Origin of the sequence: Streptomyces sp. NBC_01591, assembly GCF_035918155.1 — a bacterium.
Lineage (GTDB): Bacteria > Actinomycetota > Actinomycetes > Streptomycetales > Streptomycetaceae > Streptomyces.
This window is the reverse complement of sequence record NZ_CP109327.1, coordinates 6,950,407-6,968,811: the sequence shown is the minus strand read 5'-3', so window position 1 is coordinate 6,968,811 and position 18,405 is coordinate 6,950,407. Positions and strand designations below refer to the sequence as shown.

The following is an 18,405-nucleotide window of genomic DNA, read 5'->3' as shown; positions in this document are numbered from 1 at the left end:
ACGAAAACGGGTCATCCGGAAATAGTGGCCCCGGACATGGGTCCGCCGGGCGCCCCCACCCCCCACGGGAAGGACGCCCGGCGGACCGGTCAGGTCGTGATCAGCGCACGGCGTACGCGTCGTTCACGGTCTGTATGACGGAGTTGCCGTTGGCGTCCGTCAGTTCGGTCTTCAGGGTGACCGGCTTACCGGCCGCGCCCGCGTGGTTCACGGTCGCGGTCCACCGGCCGTCCTGCTGTGCGGTGGTCGCGTCGGTCCAGGTCTTCCCACCGTCGTAGGAGTACGAGACCTTGGCCGCGGTCAGCTTGCCGGGTGTGTAGCCGGCGTGACCGGTGACGCTCAGGCCGATCTTCTGGCCGTCCTCCGCCGCGAGGGTCTTGAGCCCGTCGGCCGCCAGGTCGTAGCCCGGGAAGAGCAGCGGAAGGCCCTGGGAGTAGACGTTCTCGTCCCGCTTCGAACGGAACTTCCAGGTGGTCTCGGTGCTGGTGGACCGCTTCCATACGGCGGCGGGCTGACCGAACTTGGTGGTCTGCATGGTGAGTTCGTACGCGGCGTCCTCCGCCGGGACGGTGAACGCCCCGGACGGCCAGCCGTTCTCGCCGATCACCTTGCCGCCGCTGCTCAGGCGCATGCTGCCCATGTCACCGAAGGAGCCCTGGAGACCGGCGTGCTCGCTGTCGCTCCAGAAGCCCGGGGCGACGCCGATCAGGTTGTCCTGGCGCTCGGCGGCGAGCTGGAGCTTGCCGGCGGCGTCCCGCGGGGCGGCCGGGACCGGGATGCCCCGGTACCAGTTCTCCGTACGCTTCGAACCGGCCGTGTAGGTGCGCGGCTGGTCGACCATCATCTCGCCCCAGGGGAAGCTGGAGGAGAGGTACCGCTCCCATGCGGTGTCGCCCGCCGAGTAGTACTCGGTGCGCTTGCTGGGGGCGGCGACGGAGTCGGTGTTGGCGGAGAACCTCGCGCCGTACGGCCGGTTGATGATCATCATGTCGACGTAGTCCGCCGCGAGGCCCATCGCCTCGTAGTTGGCGGTGACCTTGCCGAGCTTGGTGTCACGGACCTTGTAGGTGCGATCCGAGGTGACCGGGCCGGTCTCGGGGAACGCGAGGTTGTAGACGAACGGGCTGACCGCGGTGGCCTTCCAGCTCAGCTCGACCGGGCCCTCGGCCAGGGCGGCCTTCAGCGCGTCGGCCTCGCCCGTCTCGATGCCGAGCGCGGGCACCGGCGCCTGGGCGTAGCCGACGGACGGCTTCCAGGGACCCGCGGAGGGGCGGTGGCCGATGACGGCCTTGGCGCCGGCGGCCTTGGCGTCGCTGGCCTGGGTGTACATGTAGCCGTCGTCGCCGATCTCGACCAGGGCGATCTTTCCGGCGACGCCCGCGGCCTTCAGTTCCTCGGGGGTACCCGTACCGGCGTCGACGAGTGCGGCCTCGCCCGTGCCGTCGAGGTTGGTGGAGCCGGTGCTCGCCACCCTCGGGTGCAGTTCGACGCCGCCGACGACCGACAGCTTCTCGATCTGCGGGGCGTACGCGCGCCAGAAGCTGGCGAACTCGAAGTCGCCGTCACTCGCCCTGCCCTGCACATCGGCCAGGTAGTTCTTGACCGCGGAGCCCCCGGTGATGGAGCCCGAGTGCAGCCAGACATCGTCCCAGCTGCGGCCGAACGCGAGCGTCGTGGAGCGGTTCTCGGAGGCGCGGTCCACCGTCTTCACCTGGATCCGGTGCGCCTTGCGGGCGTCCAGGACCAGGGTCGTGTCCTTCGTGACGTTCACCTGGGGCCGCGCCAGGTAGGCGACGGAGTCGTCCAGGTTGCCGGTGGCGTCCTTCGGGTCGGCCGTGGTGACGAAGCCGGACACGAAGTACGCGCCGGGTCGCACCTGGTAGACCTGGTCGGTGGCACCCTCGTTGAAGCGGCGTTCGCCGCCGGCGTCGTCGGTGCCGATGACGTCCAGCGACGAGGAGCCCGCGGCGGGCTTCCCGGCGCGGTCGACGAGCTTGACCCGCAGCGTGACGGTCTCGGCCCCGACGTACAGCGAGAACGGGGTGGAGACCTTGGCGCCGCCGGGGCCGGTGGCCAGCACGCGTCCGGTGACGTCACCGTACTGCGCGGCCTTCAGCTTCGCCGTCGGGTCGATCTCCAGCGGGACCTTGACGGTGGCTCCGGCCGGGACGGTGACGGTGCTCGTGTCGAGCTTCGCGACGGAGGAGCGGACGGCGGAGCCGTCGTTTCCGGTGACGCCCTGGACCTTCAGCGACAGCTTCACCGGCTTGGTGCCGGAGTTGGTGTACGGGACATCGACCGTGGTTCGGTCGCTCTTGTCCTGCGGCCAGTTGAAGGTGCCGCCCTGGACGGCGGGGGCGCCGACGAGGGTGGTGTCGATGGCGGCCTTGACGTCGAGGCGGCCACCGCCGGTCTCGCGTACGTCGCCGGGGATGCCGCTCTTCGCGGACGAGACGAGCGCCGCCTTGATCTGCTGGGCGGTCCAGTCCGGGTGCCGCTGCTTCACGATGGCCGCCGCACCCGCGACATGCGGGGTGGCCATCGACGTACCGGACATCGACCGGTACGCGTAGAGGCCGCGGCCACCTGCCGCGGCGGCCGAGATGTCGACGCCGGGGGCGGTGATCTCGGGCTTGAGGGTGTGCGATCCGATCACGGGTCCGCGGCTGGAGAACTGGGCCGTGGTGTCGTCGCGGTCGACGGCGCCGACGGTCAGCACGCTCGGGGCGCAGCCGGGCGAGGAGACGGTGTTCAGCGTCGGGCCCGAGTTGCCGGCCGCGATCACGAACAAGGTGCCCTTGTTCTGTGCGAGTTCCTCGGCGGCGACGCTCATCGGGTCGGTGCAGTCGGTCGGTTCCGGGCTGCCGAGGCTCATGGAGACGACGTCGGCCTTCTGGTCGACGGCCCACTGCATGCCGGCGATGATCCAGGACTCGGCGCCGAAGCCGCTGTCGTTGAGGACCTTGCCCGCGAGCAGGTCGGCGCCGGGGGCGACGCCCTTCTTCTTGCCGCCGCTGGCCGCTCCGGAGCCGCCGACGGTGGAGATGGTGTGGGTGCCGTGGCCCTGGCGGTCGTCGGTGCTGTCGGAGTCGGTGAAGTTCTTCGAGGCAGCCACCCGGCCCTTGAGGTCGGGGTGTTCGGCGTCGACGCCGGTGTCGAGGACGGCGACCTTGGTGCCCTTGCCGTCGAAGCCGGCGGCCCAGGCGAGGTCGGCCCCGACCTGCTTGGTCGACTTGTCGAGAGTGGCCTGAACCTTGCGGTCGAGCCAGAGCTTCTTCACGCCGGAGGCCGAGCGGGAACGGGTGTTGGTGACGTCCGCCCAGAAGTCGGCGGCCTTCTCCTTGTCCGCCTTGAGCGCGACACCGTCGATGGCGTCGAGCGCGAGTCCGCGCTTGGCGCCGCGCGGGGTGGCGAAGGTGGAGCGGGCCTGGTCCTTGCCGTAGACCGCGATCAGCGGCAGCGACTTGGTGTGCGCGTCGTCGTAGCCCTGCCGGATGAGACCGGTGACGTTGAAGAGTTCCTCGTCGACCTTGCCCGAGGCGAGCGCGGCGGTGGCGGTTTCGGGGTAGACGTAGAGGTCCTTGCCGGACTGCCTGGTCTGCACCAGAGGGACGGTGCCGTCCTCGCGGGGCAGCGCGGTGACCGACGCGGCCCCCGAACTGTCCGTGCTCACCAGGACCTTGTCGCCGGTGACCAGCGTAACGCTGACCGGCTTGCCCCTCTTGGCATCGGCGGCCGGACTGCCGGTCAGTGCCCTCTTCCCTGTCGCGTCGTCCTGCGGCGCTGCCGCGGACGGTGCGATCGCGGTGACGGCCAGGACGGCGGCGGTGGCCGCTCCCAGCGCCGTGCGCGATATCGGACGCATCGCTCTCCCCAAGTGAATTCGGAACCAACTGCGCAAACCGCAGCTTTCCGGAGGTTGTTGGTACTGCGGTGGCGCCACATTGTCAGAGCGATGAGCGATAAAGGGATGATGTACACGGCGGGTTTACGCCGTGGCCGCTTTCCGCCATGGACGGACACCCGACGACAGCGACATCGTGCGGAATCAGTGCGTCCAGGAAAGGGCCGGGGATGCTGGGAGCCATAGGTCTCGACGAGATACAGGAGTCGACGTACCGCGCGCTCGTGGCGGTGGGAGCCGCGGAGGTCTCCGATCTCGCGCACCGGCTGAGCCTTCCCGAGCGGGACACCGAACGGGCCCTGCGCAGGCTGGAGCAGCACGGCCTTGCCGCGCAGGCGTCGGCCCGCACGGGGCGTTGGGTGGCGGCGCCGCCGGGGGTGGCGCTCGGCGCGCTGCTGACGCAGCAGCGCCATGAGCTGGAGCAGGCGGAGCTGGCGGCGGCGTTGCTCGCCGAGGAGTACCGCGCGGAGGCCGCCGAACCGGCCGTGCACGATCTGGTCGAGGTGGTCACGGGGGCCAGCGCGGTCTCGCACCGCTTCAACCAGTTGCAGCTCGGTGCGACGAGCGAGGTGTGCGCCCTGGTCACCGGGAAGCCGATCGCGGTCAGCGGAATGGAGAACGAGGCCGAGGAGCAGGCCGCGACGCGCGGGGTGTCGTACCGGGTGGTGGTCGAGCGGGAGATTCTCTCGCTGCCGTTCGGGATTCTGGAGCTGTCGACGGCGCTGAGCCGGGACGAGCAGTGCCGGGTCATCGACCGGGTGCCGACCAAGCTGGTCGTCGCCGACCGCACCCTGGCGATGGTGCCGCTGACCGGACGCGGCGCCGAGCCGGCCGCCCTGGTGGTCCATGCCTCCGGGCTGCTGGAGTCGCTGATGGGGCTCTTCGAGGCGGTGTGGCGCGAGGCCATGCCGCTCAGGCTGGGCGAAAGCGGCCGGCCGCAGGAGGAGGACACGGGTCCCGATCCGACGGACCTGGAGATTCTGTCGCTGCTGCTGGCCGGGCTGACGGACGCGAGCGTGGCGAAACAGCTGGAGCTGGGGTTGCGGACCGTGCAGCGACGGGTGAAGGGCCTGATGGAGCTGACGGGCGTCTCCACCCGGCTGCAGCTGGGCTGGCACGCGTACGAACGGGGCTGGGTGGCCCGCACACCACGGGCCTGAGCAGGACCCGTCGGCGCTGACGGGCGGGACCGGCCGGACTCCGGCAGGCTGGTCAGATGAGTGTGTGGCAACTCGTCGCCGTCGGCCTCGTCATGCTCATCGGCCTGCTGGGCGTGCTGGTGCCGGGGGCGCCGGGGCAGGCGATCGTCTGGGCCGCCGTGCTGTGGTGGGCGCTGACCGACATGACACCGGTCGCCTGGGGCGTACTCATGGGCGCGACGGCGCTACTGCTGCTGAACCAGGCGCTGAAGCCGCTGCTGCCGCCGCGCCGCCCGCGCGAGACGGGGGCGCCGCGCAAGACGCTGATGCTCGGCGGGATCGCCGCGATCGTGGGCTTCTTCGTGGTACCGGTGGTCGGTGCGGTCGCCGGGTACGTGGGGGCCATCTACGGGGCGGAGCGGCTGCGGCTCGGCAGCCGCGCGGCGGGCTGGACGTCGGTGCGCTCGGTGATGCGGGCGACCGGCTATTCGGTACTCGTCGAGCTCTTCGCGTGCCTCCTGGTGGCGGGAGCCTGGCTGGGCGCGGTGATCTGGGGCTGATCACGCCCCTGCCCTCCCGTACATCTGGTTGGACTCCGTCCAGATACACGGAAATACATCGGATCTCTCTTGCTCCATTGACGCAGCAATACTGATCGAGAAGTCCCTGGCCCACTGGGTGGGCTTCGAAGGCGCTCTGCAGGGCTATACGTTCACCGGCGCCGCGTCGATGTCCGCGCTGCTCGGCAAGGGCGAGGACGCGCTGAAGTACCTGGGTCAGCTGATGAGCCGCTTCATCCAGGCGAACACCATGTACAAGGAGTCCGGCCCGGTCATCGAGACCCCGCTCTCGGCTGCCCAGTCCCTGCACGACATGGTCTGTCAGTCGTGGGGCGGCACGATCAGGGTCTTCCCGGCGCTGCCCGCCGACTGGCGGGAGCTGACCGTGCACGACTTCCGGACGCAGGGCGCGTTCCTGCTCAGTGCGGTGCGCGAGGAGGGCCGGACCCGCTGGGTACGGCTCACCAGCGAGGCCGGCGCACCCTGCGTCGTACGCCATGGCATCGACGGCCCGGTGGAGATCCGCGACCGGCACGGACGGCCGCTGGTTCACGAGGAGTCGGCCGACGGCACGGTACGCATCCGCCTCCGCAAGGGCGATTCGGCGCTGATCACGGCGAGGGGCGACCGACCGGACCTGACCATCCGCCCGGTGACGGCGAACGCGTCCGCGCCGCGCTGGGGCCTGCCTGCGTAGGCCCGCTCACAACAGCCCAGGTGACGCACCCCGTACGAACGCCAGGGCCGCCACCGCTCCGCCTCGGGCCGCCCGTCCGGATCCACATCCGGGTCACCGAGCGCACGCATCCTGATGAGCGCCGCGGCTGCCGGTCCGATCCCCGGCAACCGCAGCAGGGCCTGCTCGGCCTCGTCGCGGTCGGCCCCGGCGTCGAGCCGTACGTCCCCGTCGGCGAGCGCGCTCGCCAGCGCCCGCAGCTCCGGATCGCCCGCCCCACCGGCCAGCGCTCCCGGCTCCGGGAACACATGCGTCAGCCCGCCGCAGGGCACGTCCAGGACCTTCCCGTACGTCTCCACGAGCCGCTCCGCCGCGTCCCGGCCCACCAGCGTCCGTACGGCGAACTCCTCCGGGTCCGCGGCACCCGGCGAACGCAGCCCGGGGCGGGCGGCGACGCCCGGCGCGAGTCGCGGGTCGGCGCCGAGCCGCTCGTCGACGGCGTACGGATCGGCGTCCAGGTCGAAGAGCCGCCGCAGCCGCTGGACGGCCGTCGTCAGATCCCGCAGGTCCGTGAGGTGGATCCGGGCGTCCAGCCAGGACCCGGCGGACCGCTCGTCGACGGCCACGATGCCCGTTCCGTACGGAAGCCGCAGGGTGCGCCGGTAGGTACGGGCACCGTCCGCACCGCTGACCTCCTCGATCCGGGCGACCGCCTCACCGGCCAGGAGATCGAAGATCTCGCGGGCCGCGTACGGCCCCCGGTGGGCGAGCCGCAGCGGGATCCCGGTGGTCCGTGCCTCCCGGACCGCCGCTCCCAGCCCCGTCCCGGCCTCCGCCCGCAGCGCGCTCGGTGTACGGGCGTAGATCTGCCGGACGGTGTCGTTGAACTGGCGCACACTGGCGAAGCCCGAGGCGAAGGCGATCTCCGTCACGGGCAGCCCGGTCGTCTGGAGCAGCACGCGTGCGGTGTGGGCCCGCTGGGCACGGGCCAGCGCGACGGGCCCGGCGCCCAGCTCGGCATTGAGCTGCCGCTGCACCTGGCGTGAGCTGTAGCCGAGCCGGTGGGCGAGACCGGGCACGCCCTCCCGGTCGACCACACCGTCGCCGATCATCCGCATGGCACGGCCCACGACATCGGCCCGGACATTCCAGTCCGCCGAGCCCGGCACGGCGTCCGGGCGACAGCGTCGGCAGGCCCGGAAGCCGTGTCCCTGCGCGGCGGCCGCAGTCGGGTAGAAGCGGACGTTCTTCCGCTTGGGCGTGACGGCGGGGCAGCTCGGCCGGCAGTAGATGCCGGTCGTTTCGACGGCGAAGAAGAACTCCCCGTCGAAACGGGCGTCGCGGCTGCTCACCGCCTCGTACCTGGTCCGTTCGTCCATCACACCGTCCAGTGTGCGGCACCCGCCGGTACCGCACTGGCGGTTTTCGGACGTGGACCAGCGGTCGGCGGCCATGGGCGGCCGCGGACCGGGGACCACCGCCTACCGCACCCGGCCCCGCTTCGCCTCCATGGCGAACCGGCCCTCGGCACCCTTGCGTTTCCAGTCGCGCAGGATCTCCGACCGCATCCGGGCGTCGGTCTTGGCGGCGATGCGCTGGTTCTCGCGGATCAGCTTGCGGAAGCTGTCGAGGCGCCGTTCGTGCAGCGAACCGTCCTCGATCGCGGCGAGCACCGCGCAGCCGGGCTCCGACTCATGGGCGCAGTCGTGGAACCGGCACTGCTCGGCCAGCTCCTCGATCTCGGAGAAGACCCTGCCGACGCCGGCCTCCGCGTCCCAGAGTCCGACCCCGCGCAGCCCGGGGGTGTCGATCAGCACGCCCCCGGACGGCAAAACCAGCAGATTGCGGGTGGTGGTGGTGTGCCGGCCCTTGCCATCGACATCACGTGCGGCCTGCACCTCCATCACGTCACGGCCGAGGAGGGTGTTGGCGAGGGTCGACTTGCCCGCACCCGACGCCCCGAGCAGCACACTCGTACCGCCCGAGACGACGGCGGAGAAGACATCGACACCCTCCCCCGTGGCGGAGCTGACGGTCAGCACCTGCACACCGGGCGCGACGCCCTCGATGTCCTGGACGAGGTACGACAGCGTGGTGGCGTCCGGTACGAGGTCGGCCTTGGTCAGCACCACGATCGGCTCGGCCGCACCCTCCCCGGCCGGCCCGCCGTCCCGCAGCAGCGCGTCACCGCTGGAACTGGACATGGCGAGCGCGAGGAAGCGCTCCACCCGCCCCAGGTCGAACTCCACCGCGAGCGAGAGGCAGATGACGATGTGGTCCACGTTGGTGGCGAGCACCTGCCCCTCGGAGCGCTGCGACGACGTCGAGCGGACGAAGGCGGTACGTCGCGGCAGCAGCGTCCGTACGAATTGCGGATCGCCGTCGGGGTCGACCGCGACCCAGTCGCCCGTGCAGACGATCCGCATCGGATCACGCGGGACGACGAAGGCGGTGTCGGCCCGGAGCGTGCCGTGCGGGGTGACGACATCGCACTGCCCACGGTCCACCCGCACCACGCGTCCGGGCAGCAGACCCTGCTCGGCGTGCGGTTCGAATTCGGCCTCCCACGCGTCGTCCCAGCCGTACGGGGACAGCGGATGCGACGCGGGCGAGCCCTGAAGAGAAGAAGCAGAGGACGGAAAAGACGGGAAAGACAAGGGAAACCCTTCAAAGGGGTGGCCCCGGCAACGCGCACACGGGCGCGGAGAGTTACGGAGTAGGTCAGCCGGCGACCACGGGGGTGGGAACGATGCTCTTCGAGTTGTGGGCAGCGCCCATCGCAGCGACAGTCATCACGGTCCTCACCTCCTGGTTCAAGCACGGGACCGACAGCGGTAGTTGATCTCCGCCCGTCCGGAACAATGGACACCATAGTCCGTCCGCGGCGGGCGGCTCAACACATTTGATCGAGGCCGTGTGCAGCCGTCGGGCGGAGACGATTCGGGCCACATCCACCGGAGATATCCGGTTATCTCCCTCGATCAGGTGATATTCATGCACAACGACCGGTCCGGGGCCGTTATGGTGCCGAGCATGACCTCACCCCAGACCGGCACGTTCACACAAGCCCAGTTGGGCACGATCACGCTGATCGGATGGAGCGGCGAACACCCCGCCGACGGCCACGATGTCGCCTTCCTGCTCGTCTACTCGCTGGGCGACGGTACGGGCGGCCCCGCCGCCGGCGAGGCCGCCATGCGCGTGGCCCTGGAACGCAGTGGACTGCCGGTCGGCAGCGGTCCGGTGTACGCCGCCGAGAACCCGGGTCTCCCGGCGAAGCTGCTCGTCCAGGCCGGCCAGGCGGTCCTCACGCTGCCCCACTTCACGGCGCAGTACCCCGCACCGCCCGAGTGGCTGGCCGCGGCCGGCGAACGGGGCGAGGTGCACACGATGTTCGCCACCCGCCCGTGGCCCCAGGGCACACCGGGCCGGCCGGTGAGCGAGGAGCTGCTGCGGTCCTTCGCGGCCGACCCGGAGGTCATCACGACCTCCGCCCACTGCGTCCTTCCGGTACGCAGCCTGGCCTGACCCGCCCCCGGTACGCCGAATGCCCACCGCCCCCCGTGGCGCGGTGGGCATCCTCATGCGCGGAGCCCTGGGGCAGTGCCCCTGATCCTGCTGTGCACCGCGGTGCGGGCGTCCGCGGGGCGGATCCCCGGGCAGCCCGCACGTCAGGTGCGTCAGTTGTTGGCGATCCCGTTGCCCGAGAGCACCGGGATGTCGTCGACGAGGTGCGACAGCGGCTCGTCGCCCTTGGCCTGGGTGGAGTTCTCGGCGCACTGCTGGTTCTGCGGCGAGGACAGGGCGTTGATGTCCTGGACCGCGACGGGCACCAGCACGCCGACGAGCGAACCGGCGTTGGCCTTGAGCGGCAGACCGACGCAGGCCTTGTTCAGCGTGCCCTGGACGAGCTGGAACTGCGGGCTGCCGTCGCCCTGAGTCACACTGTTGCCGAACTCGTCCACGGCGCCGTTGCCGTTGACCGACGTGGTGCCCCCGTCATTGCCGATCGCCATGGCCGCGGGGGCCGCGGCGGCGGACAGACCGACCAGGGACACAGCCACTGCCGCGCCGGCCATCATCTTCTTCACACGCTTCACCTTTCGGAGCGTCCCGTTGTGGAACGTACTGATCAACCCGCTACGGAAGCGTCGGTTCCGCTGTACCACTCAAACGGGTTCGATCCGGCATGAGTTCGACGGCCCGCGGCTACCCGTCGACGGCCTCGCCGGAGGTGCGGGCCGCGGGAACCCGGCTTCCCGCGCACGGCCGTTCGGCCCCTGCCGGCGGCGCGGGCTCCGGACTGCCGTGGGCCGCCTGCCATTCGGCGAGCAGCCGGTCGTAGATGGGTGTGCCGTCCTGTGCGTGCCACTCTCGGCCGCGGGGGTGTTGACTGTCGTACTGGTCCATGTCTGGCCCCTACCCGGTACGGCGGGTGACGTCTGCCGGCACTACGGCAACCGGCCCAGTCCGCCCGCCCCTTCGAGGGGCCGTTGCACCCCGGACACACGAGTGGGGCCGACACATCCGGGCGGCCGAAGAACGACTGCCGCGTGGATGTGCCGGCCCCACGGGTGTTTCACGTACTGCGTACAGGCGGGCTCGAAGCTGCCCGCGGCACGCTCCCCTGCCGGTTCGACGAATCGGCGAGGAGCGCCCGGAGCGGTACGGCCTTAGTTGTTGCCGGCGCCGTTGCCGGACAGGATCGGGATGTCGTCCAGGATGTGCGAGAGGGCCTCGTCGCCCTTGGCCTGGGTGGAGTTCTCCGTGCACTGCTGGTTCTGCGGCGAGGCCAGGACGTTGATGTCCTGGACCGAGACCGGGACGGCCCCGAGGACCGAACCGACGTTGGCCTTGGCCGGCAGTGCGACGCAGGGCTTGTTGAGCGAGCCCTGGATGAGCGCGAACTGCGGGCTCATGTCGCCGTGGGTGGCGGAGTTGCCGTACGACTGGATGGCGTCGTTGCCGTTGACCGACGTCGTGCCACCGTCGTTGCCAATGGCCATGGCCTGCGGGGCGATCGCGGCGGAGACGCCGACGATCGAAGCAGCGACTGCTGCCGAGGCCATAATCTTCTTGATCATCAAATAGCCCTTCTGGGGTTTTCTGTTGCCCGCCTGTCCGGAGCGCCCTGATCAACTCACGACGACGGGGATGGTTGTGCCAATTCACTCGAACGGTGCTTTTACGTTCGGTTGTTCGCCGAATTCGCAGCGCCGGAGTAATTCGAAAGGCCGGGGATCAGCGGGAACTTCCGTGGCGCGACCGATCAGCCGCCGAGCGGCAGGCCGCCCATGAGCGGGGCCGCGCCCTTGGCCGCACCGGTCGCCTGGTCGGCCAGCTTGGTGACGGCGCCGCTCTTCTGTACGGACTCCGCGGCGCCGCCGACCGTGTCGACGATCGGGTCGACGGCCTGCGGGGCGCCCTCCACCACCTGGTTGACGCCGCCGTTGAGGCTGAAGTTGGGGGCCGTGGCGTTGGTGACGGCGAAGGCGGGAGCAGCCGTTCCGAGAGCAACCACGGAACCGGCAACGAACGCAGCAGTCTTCGCGTACTTCACTTTCGGGTTCCCTTCTGCAGCGGCATCCGTTCGGTCGCGCACCCGCGCCGCACGAGCCTTCTTTAGCCGTGCCTTCTGCCGCTTTCCCTCTGGGTAACGATGCGGTTGCGACACGGCAACTGGATGAGTTCGTATTTCTGCGGGACCACCCGATCGAATGCCGGAAAAGGGGGAAGACCCCGGATCGCATCGAATGCGTTCCGGGGCCTTCCGGTCACGAGCGTTCGGCCCGTCCGACCAGAGGTCAGACGTTGGAGCAGGTGTTGCCGAAGGCGGGGTTGAGCAGACCGATCACGTTCACGGAGTTGCCGCACAGGTTGAGCGGGACGTGAACCGGGACCTGGACGTTGTTGCCGGACAGCACGCCCGGGGAGTAGGCAGCGCCGCCCTCGGCACCGGAGTCGGCGAACGCGGGAGCGGCGGCACCCATCGCCATCAGGGTTCCGGCGGCGATGGCGGCAACCTTGGTGTACTTCACTTTGTTCCCTTTCTTTGACGGAGTCCGAAGCGGCCACGTCTTTCGTGCCGCACGAGCGCGGTCCTGATCACTCGTAACTCCGCCACTGTAATTCGTAACGATTTAAGACCGTATGCGAAACTCTTCAAGCAGAAAATTCTCGAAAAATCGCCCGGATGACGCAATATCGATCACTCGATGTCACCGGAGGGATCTTCCGACAATCCGGTGCACCCATGCCGGGAACGGCAGCAACAGGCCCGGGCTGCGCGGAGGAGGAACGCCGGCGGCCCGGGCCTGTCGTTACGGCTGGATCGGCTGCGGATCAGCTGTTGCCGGCACCGTTGCCGGAGAGCACGGGGATGCCGTCCAGGATGTGCGACAGCGGCTCGTCGCCCTTGGCCTGGGTGGAGTTCTCGGTGCACTGCTGGTTCTGCGGCGAGGACAGCACGTTGACGTCCTGGACCGCGACCGGGACCAGGCCGACGAGCGAGCCGACGTTGGCCTTGGCCGGCAGGCCGATGCAGGGCTTGTTCAGGCTGCCCTGGACCAGACCGAACTGCGGGCTGCCGTCACCGTGGGTCTCGGCGTTGCCGAACGACTGCGAGGCTCCGTTGCCGTTGACCGAGGTCGTACCGCCGTCGTCGCCGATAGCCATGGCCTGCGTCGCGCCCAGACCGAGGATGGAGGCGGCAACGGCACCCGTAGCCAGAACCTTCTTGATCACGATTAACCCTTCTCGTACTGGTTGCCCCGTACAGGAGCGACCTGCCCAACTCGCGACCGGGCGTTTGGTTCTCTCCATTCACCCGAATGCCAGGGGAGCACGCACAGCAGTACGAAAAGCCACCTCAGGACCTCATGGGCGGAATCGTTCCGCGCGGCCACTTGCCGCCTCCCAGCAGCCATTCCCGCGCGGTGAATCGACCTGCTCCACACGCCGGACGACGTCGATACCGGCCCGCACGTGTACTCCATTCGTGTGAACACACAATTTCCACGACTATTCGAGTTTCCTCGACAACTCCTCCTCGTTATGAGTGACACAAGCGTGCAGGTTCGGGCGCTTGACCGGCAGAAGCACGGACTCCTCTCATGAAGCACACGTCTTCCGTGGTCTCTGCGCCTTCCGTAACCGCCGCTTGCCGAGTCATGCACGGGCACCGCCGGGGTGGCCTCCCCGACGGATTCCGCACCGGCCTGATGAATGAACAGCGAGCGTTCTGCTCGCACGGAATGTCCGAAGAAGGGGCAACCAATGCGAAAAGCCTTGAGTAAGAGCGTGCTGGTGATGGCGGCGGCGTCAGGAATCCTGACCGCTGCCGGCGGATACGCGTTCGCGGATGCCTCCGCCGACGGTGCGGCCGTCGGTTCGCCCGGCGTCGGCTCGGGCAACAACGTGCAGGTGCCGGTGCATGTGCCGGTCAACGTGTGCGGCAACACGGTGAATGTGATCGGCCTGCTGAACCCCGCGTTCGGCAACGAGTGCGAGAACAGGGACAGTTCCGGCAACGGGGGCCAGGGGGCGAGCGCCGAGGGCGTCGCTGCCCACTCCCCCGGGGTGCTGTCCGGCAACAACGTCCAGGCTCCCGTGGACGTTCCGGTCAACGTGTGCGGCAACACCGTTGACGTCGTCGGTGCGCTGAACCCGGCTGCTGGGAACACGTGCGAGAACGAGGGCGGGCCGGGCATCGAGCCGCCGGTGGTCGAGCCTCCCGTGGAACCCCCCGTGGTCACACCGCCGGTGGTCACGCCCCCGGTCACTCCGCCGGTCACTCCGCCGGTCACACCCCCGGTCACACCCCCGGTCACACCCCCAGTCACGCCCCCAGTCACGCCCCCAGTCACACCCCCGGTCACACCCCCGGTGGTCACTCCGCCGGTTACGCCCCCAGTCACGCCGCCGGTTACGCCCCCGGTAGTCACTCCCCCCGTGACACCCCCGGTGGTCACGCCTCCCGTCACGCCCCCCGTGGTCACGCCCCCGCTCACGCCCCCCACCGGTGAACCGCGGACCGAAGTCGAGCCCAAGGTCACCACCGAGCAGCTGGCGCACACCGGTGCCGACGCCAATCTGGGGATGGCCGGCGGGGCCGCCGCAGCCCTGGTGCTCGGTGGAACAATGCTGGTCCGCCGTACCCGTGCCTCGAAGAGCTGACCGGCACGGTCGATAGATAGCGGACCGGAGAAGCGGTCCGTCGTCACAGCCGGGGCTGTGACGACGGACCGCTGTCCTTCTGTCCGGGCCGGCTCACACCCGGGCGAGCCCCGCGCGGTCCAGGCAGGCCGCGACCTCGGCGGTCTCGGCCGCGTCCAGGCGGCGCATCGGCGCGCTCATCGCGTTCGTCGCGGTGATCCCTCGCAGCATGAGTGCCGTCTTGAAGGCGCCGAGGCCCGCGGCGGTGGCGGACGCCGTGCCGGGACGGGCCGCGCGGACGATGTCGAAGAGCGCGACCAGGCGGTCCTGTTCGGCCCTGGCGGCGGCCCAATCGCCCCGTATCGCGGCCTCGTAGCGACGTACGTACCCGTGCGGGTCCACATATTGCCCAGCCGGCCCACCAGCCGCCGGCGAGGAGGATCTGCCGGCCGTGGGCGAGGACGCTGCCCCAGCTGGGGTCGGGGTCCTGCACCCCGGCGCCGATGAAGGAGAGGCTGGCCTCGAAGATGATCGCCTCGGCGACCATGACGGTGGCGAACACCATGACCGGGGCCATGCAGTTGACGGCGACGTAGCGCAGCACGATGTAGCCGCGCCGGGCGCCGATGACCTTGCCGGCGCCCGGCGTAGTCCTCACCGTACTGGGACAGCACATTGGCGCGGACCACGCGGGCCAGTGACGGTGTGCAGACGAAGGCGATGGTGAAGATGATCACCGGGACGCCGGTGCCGAAGACCGCGACGAGGACGGCGGCCAGCGCGATCGGCGGGAACGACATCACGACGTCGAGGGTCCGCATCACGGACTCGTCGCCGAGCTTGCGCGAGGTGGCGGCGATCGAGCCGAGCAGCGCGCCGGCGACCAGTGCGAGCGCGGTCGCGCCGAGGCCGATGACCAGCGAGTAGCGCGAGCCGCGCACGACCCGGGCGAAGACGTCGCGGCCGGCCTGGTCGGTGCCGAACCAGCGGGCGCCGCTGGGTGCCTGCACCGGGGTGCCGGTGGTCAGCGGGTCCTGGGTGAACAGTGGGGCGTGTACGGCGCCGAGGACGACGACGATCAGTACGCCGAGGGCGATGCGGGAGGTGACCGGGAGGGAGCGGAAGGCGATGCCCGGTCGGGACAGTTTGTTGGCCAGACGGCCGGTGGCGAACATGTCACACCGTCCTGATGCGCGGGTTGACCAGCAGATAGAGCAGGTCGACGATGACGTTGACCACCAGGAACGCTATGGCGATGGTCAGTACGGTGCCCTGGACCAGGGTGACATCGCCGCCGGTGACACCTTCGAGGACGAGTTTGCCCATGCCGGGCAGGTCGAAGATCGCTTCGATGACGACCGCGCCGCTGAGCATGTAGCCGACCTTGATGCCGAGCACGGTGAGCGGGGTGACGAGCGCGTTGCGCAGCACCGAGCGGATCACCAGGAGCGGTGGGAGGCCGTTGCCGCGGGCGGAGCATCAGACGTCAGATGTCTGATGCCTTGATAGCGTGGGAGCGTAGCTGGACAATCGAGAGGGGTCAAGAGGTGGGGAGTTCACATATGTCCGGTGCGAGGCCCGGCCGGCAGCTGCTCCGGCAGGAAGTCGTCGAGGGCATCAAGCGCTACATCCTCGAGAAGCGACTCCGCCCCGGGGACCCGCTGCCCACCGAACCGGCCCTGTGCGAGGCGCTCGGCGCCAGCCGCTCCAGCGTCCGCGAGGCGGTCAAGATCCTCAACGCGCTGGACATCGTGGAGGTGCGGCACGGGCACGGCACGTACGTGGGCCGGCTGAGCCTGTCGGCACTGGTGGAGAGCCTGACCTTCCGCGGGCTGCTCTCCCCCGACGACGACTTCCAGGTCATGGCCGACCTCGTCGACGTACGCGAGCTCTTCGAGCGCGGGATGGCCGACCGGATCGTCTCCACGCTCAGCACGGACCAGCTCGACGCGCTGGACGGCCTGGTCACCACCATGCGCGAGACCGGCGCCCAGGACGGGCACGGCTTCGTGGAGGCCGACCGGGCATTCCACGCGCTGCTGGTGGCGCCGCTCGGCAATGAACTGATCGGCCAGCTCTCGATGGCCTTCTGGGACGTGTACTCGATCGTCGCGCCGCACCTCGACGGATTCACGCACGCCGACGAGATGGCCACGATCGCCGCCCACCAGAACATCGTGGACGCCGCGCGGGCCGGGGACATCACCGGATTCATGAAGGCGCTGGGCGAGCACTACGCCCCGGTCAGGCGCCGGATCTCCGAGGCCCGCGCCCGCGACAATCCCCGGGACTGACCCCGCCGCCCGCCCTTCCAGGAGGGACGGGACCGGGCCCCGCCGGAACAGGTCCGCGGCCGGTCCGCGGCTGGCTCCATCTGCCCGCCGGGGCCACCGAACCCCTGGGCTGCGTGGTCGAGTTCCTCGACTACGGGCGGGGGCGCGGCCTCGCCCACGAGAGTCTGCTCTGGGCCTCCGCCGGTCACGCCCACGGATGGACGACGAGCCAGGTCGTCGTCCCGGCGCTCAACCCGGGCCAGGGGGCCGATGTGAAGGTCCCGGTTGCGGTCGCCGCGGGCGCCTCGGGCAGTGTCGCGCTCACCGCCACGTACCGGGCGAGCGGCAAGCAGGCGTCCGGCAGTACGACAGTGACCGTGACCCCGTAGCGGCCGGGGCCTCCGGGAGGCGCCGCGCGTTCGCGTCCCGCACCTGCCTCGCACGGGTGCGACGATGAGGGCGTTCAGCACCTCCCGGAGCGTCGGAACAGGCGGTGGCACGGTGGCAGTGACAGGTTTACGCATCGGGGTGGTCGGCGGCAGCATCGCCGGCTGCGCCATGGCGATCGCGGGGGCGCGGGCCGGGGCGGACGTCACCGTCCACGAGCGCAGCGACGGCGAGTTGCAGGACCGGGGCTTCGGCATCGTCATCCCGCCGCCGCTGCACCGGGAGCTGGTCGCGGGCGGGTATCTGGGCGCGGACATGCCGACGACCCCGGTCGCCACCCGGGTCTGGCTCGCACGGGCGCCTGGGCGGCGGTCGTCGCGCGAGCTGGCACGGCAGCAGGCCCCGGTGGCGCCGTGCAACTGGGGTCTGCTGTGGCGGGCGTTGCGCTCGAACATCGGGGGCAGCGCCTATCACCGCGGGCGGCCCGTCGGCTCCGTCGGCCGTACGGTCTCCGGCGGCGCCCTGATCCGTACCGCGGACGGCGAGCGGGAGTACGACATCGTCGTCGGGGCGGACGGGCACCGTTCCGTCACCCGCGAACTGATCGCACCCGAGGTGCGGCCGGCTCCCGCCGGGTATCTGGTCTGGCGGGGCACGATCCCGCCGAGCGCGCTCCGCGACCATCCGAAGCAGCTGGCGCTGCTGGAGACCGCCTGGGTCACCCTGGGCTTCCCCGGCGGACACGGTGTCTTCTACCTGATCCCGGGGGCGGAGCCGGGATCGCGGCTGTTGGCGTACGCCATCTACGCGCCTCCCCCGGCGTCGGCGACGGCACCGGGTCCGGATGCCCCGGTGTCCGCCGCACACGTGCGGCACATCGCCGAGGAGCACTTCCCCGCGGAGTGGGCCGACATCGTCGCCGGGGGTGAACACACCTCCCAGGCGCTCCACCCGGTCGCCGACTTCGCCGTGCCCCGGGCGGCGGACCCTCCCTTCCTGCTGGCCGGCGACGCGGCGAGCGTGACCCGGCCGCACACCGCGAGCGGGGCGGTCAAGGCGCTTCAGGACGCGCTCTGTCTGGAACGGTCACTGCGCGCGTCCTCCTCGGCGGCCGAGGCGTTGCACCGGTACGCGGACGAGCGTTCCGCCGAGGGGACCCGCCTGGTCGGCCTCGGCCGCAGGCTGGGGCGTGAGCTCGTCGAGCACACGCCCCACTGGCCGGCGATGGGGCCCGCCGAGGTGGACGCGCTGAGCCGCGCCGCGTTGAACGGCACCAGCAGCTATCTGTACGGCAGCGTCCAGCGGCAGTAGC

15 protein-coding genes and 5 pseudogenes are annotated in these 18,405 nt (G+C 70.3%); 8 read left to right on the top strand and 12 right to left on the bottom strand.

From position 1 onward, the window contains the following. Window positions 1-100 precede the first annotated feature (100 nt). A complete protein-coding gene (locus OG978_RS31990) occupies window positions 101-3,865 on the bottom strand; it encodes a S8 family peptidase (RefSeq protein ID WP_326768523.1) in 3,765 nt (1,254 codons plus the stop codon). 209 nt (window positions 3,866-4,074) lie between these two features. Here OG978_RS31990 and OG978_RS31985 point away from each other — a divergent pair, with 209 nt between their 5' ends. The 3 genes and pseudogenes from OG978_RS31985 to OG978_RS31975 form a co-directional block, all read left to right on the top strand. Continuing rightward, window positions 4,075-5,064: a helix-turn-helix domain-containing protein gene (locus OG978_RS31985; RefSeq protein WP_326768522.1), complete on the top strand. Its 990-nt coding sequence runs from the start codon at window positions 4,075-4,077 to the stop codon at window positions 5,062-5,064. Between the two features lie 56 nt (window positions 5,065-5,120). Next, entirely contained in the window at window positions 5,121-5,603 is a 483-nt protein-coding gene (locus OG978_RS31980) for a DUF456 domain-containing protein (protein WP_326768521.1), read from the top strand. A 169-nt stretch (window positions 5,604-5,772) separates the two neighbouring features. Next, window positions 5,773-6,144: pseudogene (locus OG978_RS31975) on the top strand (glycoside hydrolase family 95-like protein); the annotation flags it as partial. 8 nt (window positions 6,145-6,152) lie between these two features. Here OG978_RS31975 and OG978_RS31970 read toward each other — a convergent pair. Both OG978_RS31970 and rsgA read right to left on the bottom strand, forming a co-directional pair. Continuing rightward, on the bottom strand, window positions 6,153-7,658 hold the full coding sequence (locus tag OG978_RS31970) for a DNA-3-methyladenine glycosylase 2 family protein (protein WP_326770232.1): 1,506 nt from the start codon (window positions 7,656-7,658) through the stop codon (window positions 6,153-6,155). A 102-nt stretch (window positions 7,659-7,760) separates the two neighbouring features. Then, window positions 7,761-8,936: a ribosome small subunit-dependent GTPase A gene (rsgA, locus tag OG978_RS31965; RefSeq protein ID WP_326768520.1), complete on the bottom strand. Its 1,176-nt coding sequence runs from the start codon at window positions 8,934-8,936 to the stop codon at window positions 7,761-7,763. A 376-nt stretch (window positions 8,937-9,312) separates the two neighbouring features. On the opposite strand from rsgA, the gene OG978_RS31960 reads away from it, so the two are divergent. Beyond that, a complete protein-coding gene (locus OG978_RS31960) occupies window positions 9,313-9,807 on the top strand; it encodes a DUF5949 family protein (RefSeq protein WP_326768519.1) in 495 nt (164 codons plus the stop codon). A 152-nt stretch (window positions 9,808-9,959) separates the two neighbouring features. Here OG978_RS31960 and OG978_RS31955 read toward each other — a convergent pair whose 3' ends face one another. From OG978_RS31955 to OG978_RS31930, 6 genes are all read right to left on the bottom strand, one after another. Continuing rightward, on the bottom strand, window positions 9,960-10,370 hold the full coding sequence (locus tag OG978_RS31955; protein ID WP_326768518.1) for a rodlin: 411 nt from the start codon (window positions 10,368-10,370) through the stop codon (window positions 9,960-9,962). Window positions 10,371-10,488: 118 nt separating this feature from the next. Beyond that, window positions 10,489-10,689 (bottom strand): hypothetical protein, encoded by a 201-nt coding sequence (locus tag OG978_RS31950; RefSeq protein WP_326768517.1) that lies wholly within the window; start codon window positions 10,687-10,689, stop codon window positions 10,489-10,491. Between the two features lie 263 nt (window positions 10,690-10,952). After that, window positions 10,953-11,363, bottom strand: a complete 411-nt coding sequence (locus OG978_RS31945; RefSeq protein ID WP_326768516.1) for a rodlin — start codon at window positions 11,361-11,363, stop codon at window positions 10,953-10,955. Between the two features lie 185 nt (window positions 11,364-11,548). Then, window positions 11,549-11,839: a hypothetical protein gene (locus OG978_RS31940; RefSeq protein WP_326768515.1), complete on the bottom strand. Its 291-nt coding sequence runs from the start codon at window positions 11,837-11,839 to the stop codon at window positions 11,549-11,551. A 244-nt stretch (window positions 11,840-12,083) separates the two neighbouring features. After that, entirely contained in the window at window positions 12,084-12,317 is a 234-nt protein-coding gene (locus OG978_RS31935) for a chaplin (protein WP_326768514.1), read from the bottom strand. 304 nt (window positions 12,318-12,621) lie between these two features. Beyond that, window positions 12,622-13,023, bottom strand: a complete 402-nt coding sequence (locus OG978_RS31930; protein ID WP_326768513.1) for a rodlin — start codon at window positions 13,021-13,023, stop codon at window positions 12,622-12,624. Window positions 13,024-13,554: 531 nt separating this feature from the next. Between OG978_RS31930 and OG978_RS31925 the strand changes: the two genes are divergently transcribed. Next, window positions 13,555-14,454, top strand: coding sequence for a chaplin (locus tag OG978_RS31925; RefSeq protein WP_326768512.1), 900 nt, complete (start codon window positions 13,555-13,557; stop codon window positions 14,452-14,454). 93 nt (window positions 14,455-14,547) lie between these two features. Here OG978_RS31925 and OG978_RS31920 read toward each other — a convergent pair. From OG978_RS31920 to OG978_RS31910, 3 pseudogenes are all read right to left on the bottom strand, one after another. Next, window positions 14,548-14,835, bottom strand: a pseudogene (locus OG978_RS31920) (dihydrodipicolinate synthase family protein); the annotation flags it as partial. A 13-nt stretch (window positions 14,836-14,848) separates the two neighbouring features. Further along, a pseudogene (locus tag OG978_RS31915) lies at window positions 14,849-15,608 on the bottom strand (ABC transporter permease); the annotation flags it as partial. A 1-nt stretch (window position 15,609) separates the two neighbouring features. Next, a pseudogene (locus OG978_RS31910) lies at window positions 15,610-15,909 on the bottom strand (ABC transporter permease subunit); the annotation flags it as partial. An 86-nt stretch (window positions 15,910-15,995) separates the two neighbouring features. Here OG978_RS31910 and OG978_RS31905 point away from each other — a divergent pair. The 3 genes and pseudogenes from OG978_RS31905 to OG978_RS31895 all read left to right on the top strand — a co-directional run bounded on the left by OG978_RS31905 (window position 15,996) and on the right by OG978_RS31895 (window position 18,404). After that, window positions 15,996-16,727: a FadR/GntR family transcriptional regulator gene (locus OG978_RS31905; protein ID WP_326768511.1), complete on the top strand. Its 732-nt coding sequence runs from the start codon at window positions 15,996-15,998 to the stop codon at window positions 16,725-16,727. Between the two features lie 32 nt (window positions 16,728-16,759). After that, window positions 16,760-16,921, top strand: a pseudogene (locus tag OG978_RS31900) (acetylxylan esterase); the annotation flags it as partial. Window positions 16,922-17,213: 292 nt separating this feature from the next. Continuing rightward, on the top strand, window positions 17,214-18,404 hold the full coding sequence (locus OG978_RS31895; RefSeq protein WP_326768510.1) for an FAD-dependent monooxygenase: 1,191 nt from the start codon (window positions 17,214-17,216) through the stop codon (window positions 18,402-18,404). The last annotated feature ends 1 nt before the right edge of the window (window position 18,405 follow it).

Bases quoted from the DNA above. Each gene is read 5' to 3' on its own strand.
- OG978_RS31945 (WP_326768516.1), bottom strand. From the start codon at position 11,363: ATGATCAAGAAGATTATGGCCTCGGCAGCAGTCGCTGCTTCGATCGTC.
- OG978_RS31970 (WP_326770232.1), bottom strand. From the start codon at position 7,658: ATGGACGAACGGACCAGGTACGAGGCGGTGAGCAGCCGCGACGCCCGT.
- OG978_RS31960 (WP_326768519.1), top strand. From the start codon at position 9,313: ATGACCTCACCCCAGACCGGCACGTTCACACAAGCCCAGTTGGGCACG.
- OG978_RS31905 (WP_326768511.1), top strand. From the start codon at position 15,996: ATGTCCGGTGCGAGGCCCGGCCGGCAGCTGCTCCGGCAGGAAGTCGTC.
- OG978_RS31990 (WP_326768523.1), bottom strand. From the start codon at position 3,865: ATGCGTCCGATATCGCGCACGGCGCTGGGAGCGGCCACCGCCGCCGTC.
- OG978_RS31950 (WP_326768517.1), bottom strand. From the start codon at position 10,689: ATGGACCAGTACGACAGTCAACACCCCCGCGGCCGAGAGTGGCACGCA.
- OG978_RS31980 (WP_326768521.1), top strand. From the start codon at position 5,121: ATGAGTGTGTGGCAACTCGTCGCCGTCGGCCTCGTCATGCTCATCGGC.
- OG978_RS31985 (WP_326768522.1), top strand. From the start codon at position 4,075: ATGCTGGGAGCCATAGGTCTCGACGAGATACAGGAGTCGACGTACCGC.
- OG978_RS31925 (WP_326768512.1), top strand. From the start codon at position 13,555: ATGCGAAAAGCCTTGAGTAAGAGCGTGCTGGTGATGGCGGCGGCGTCA.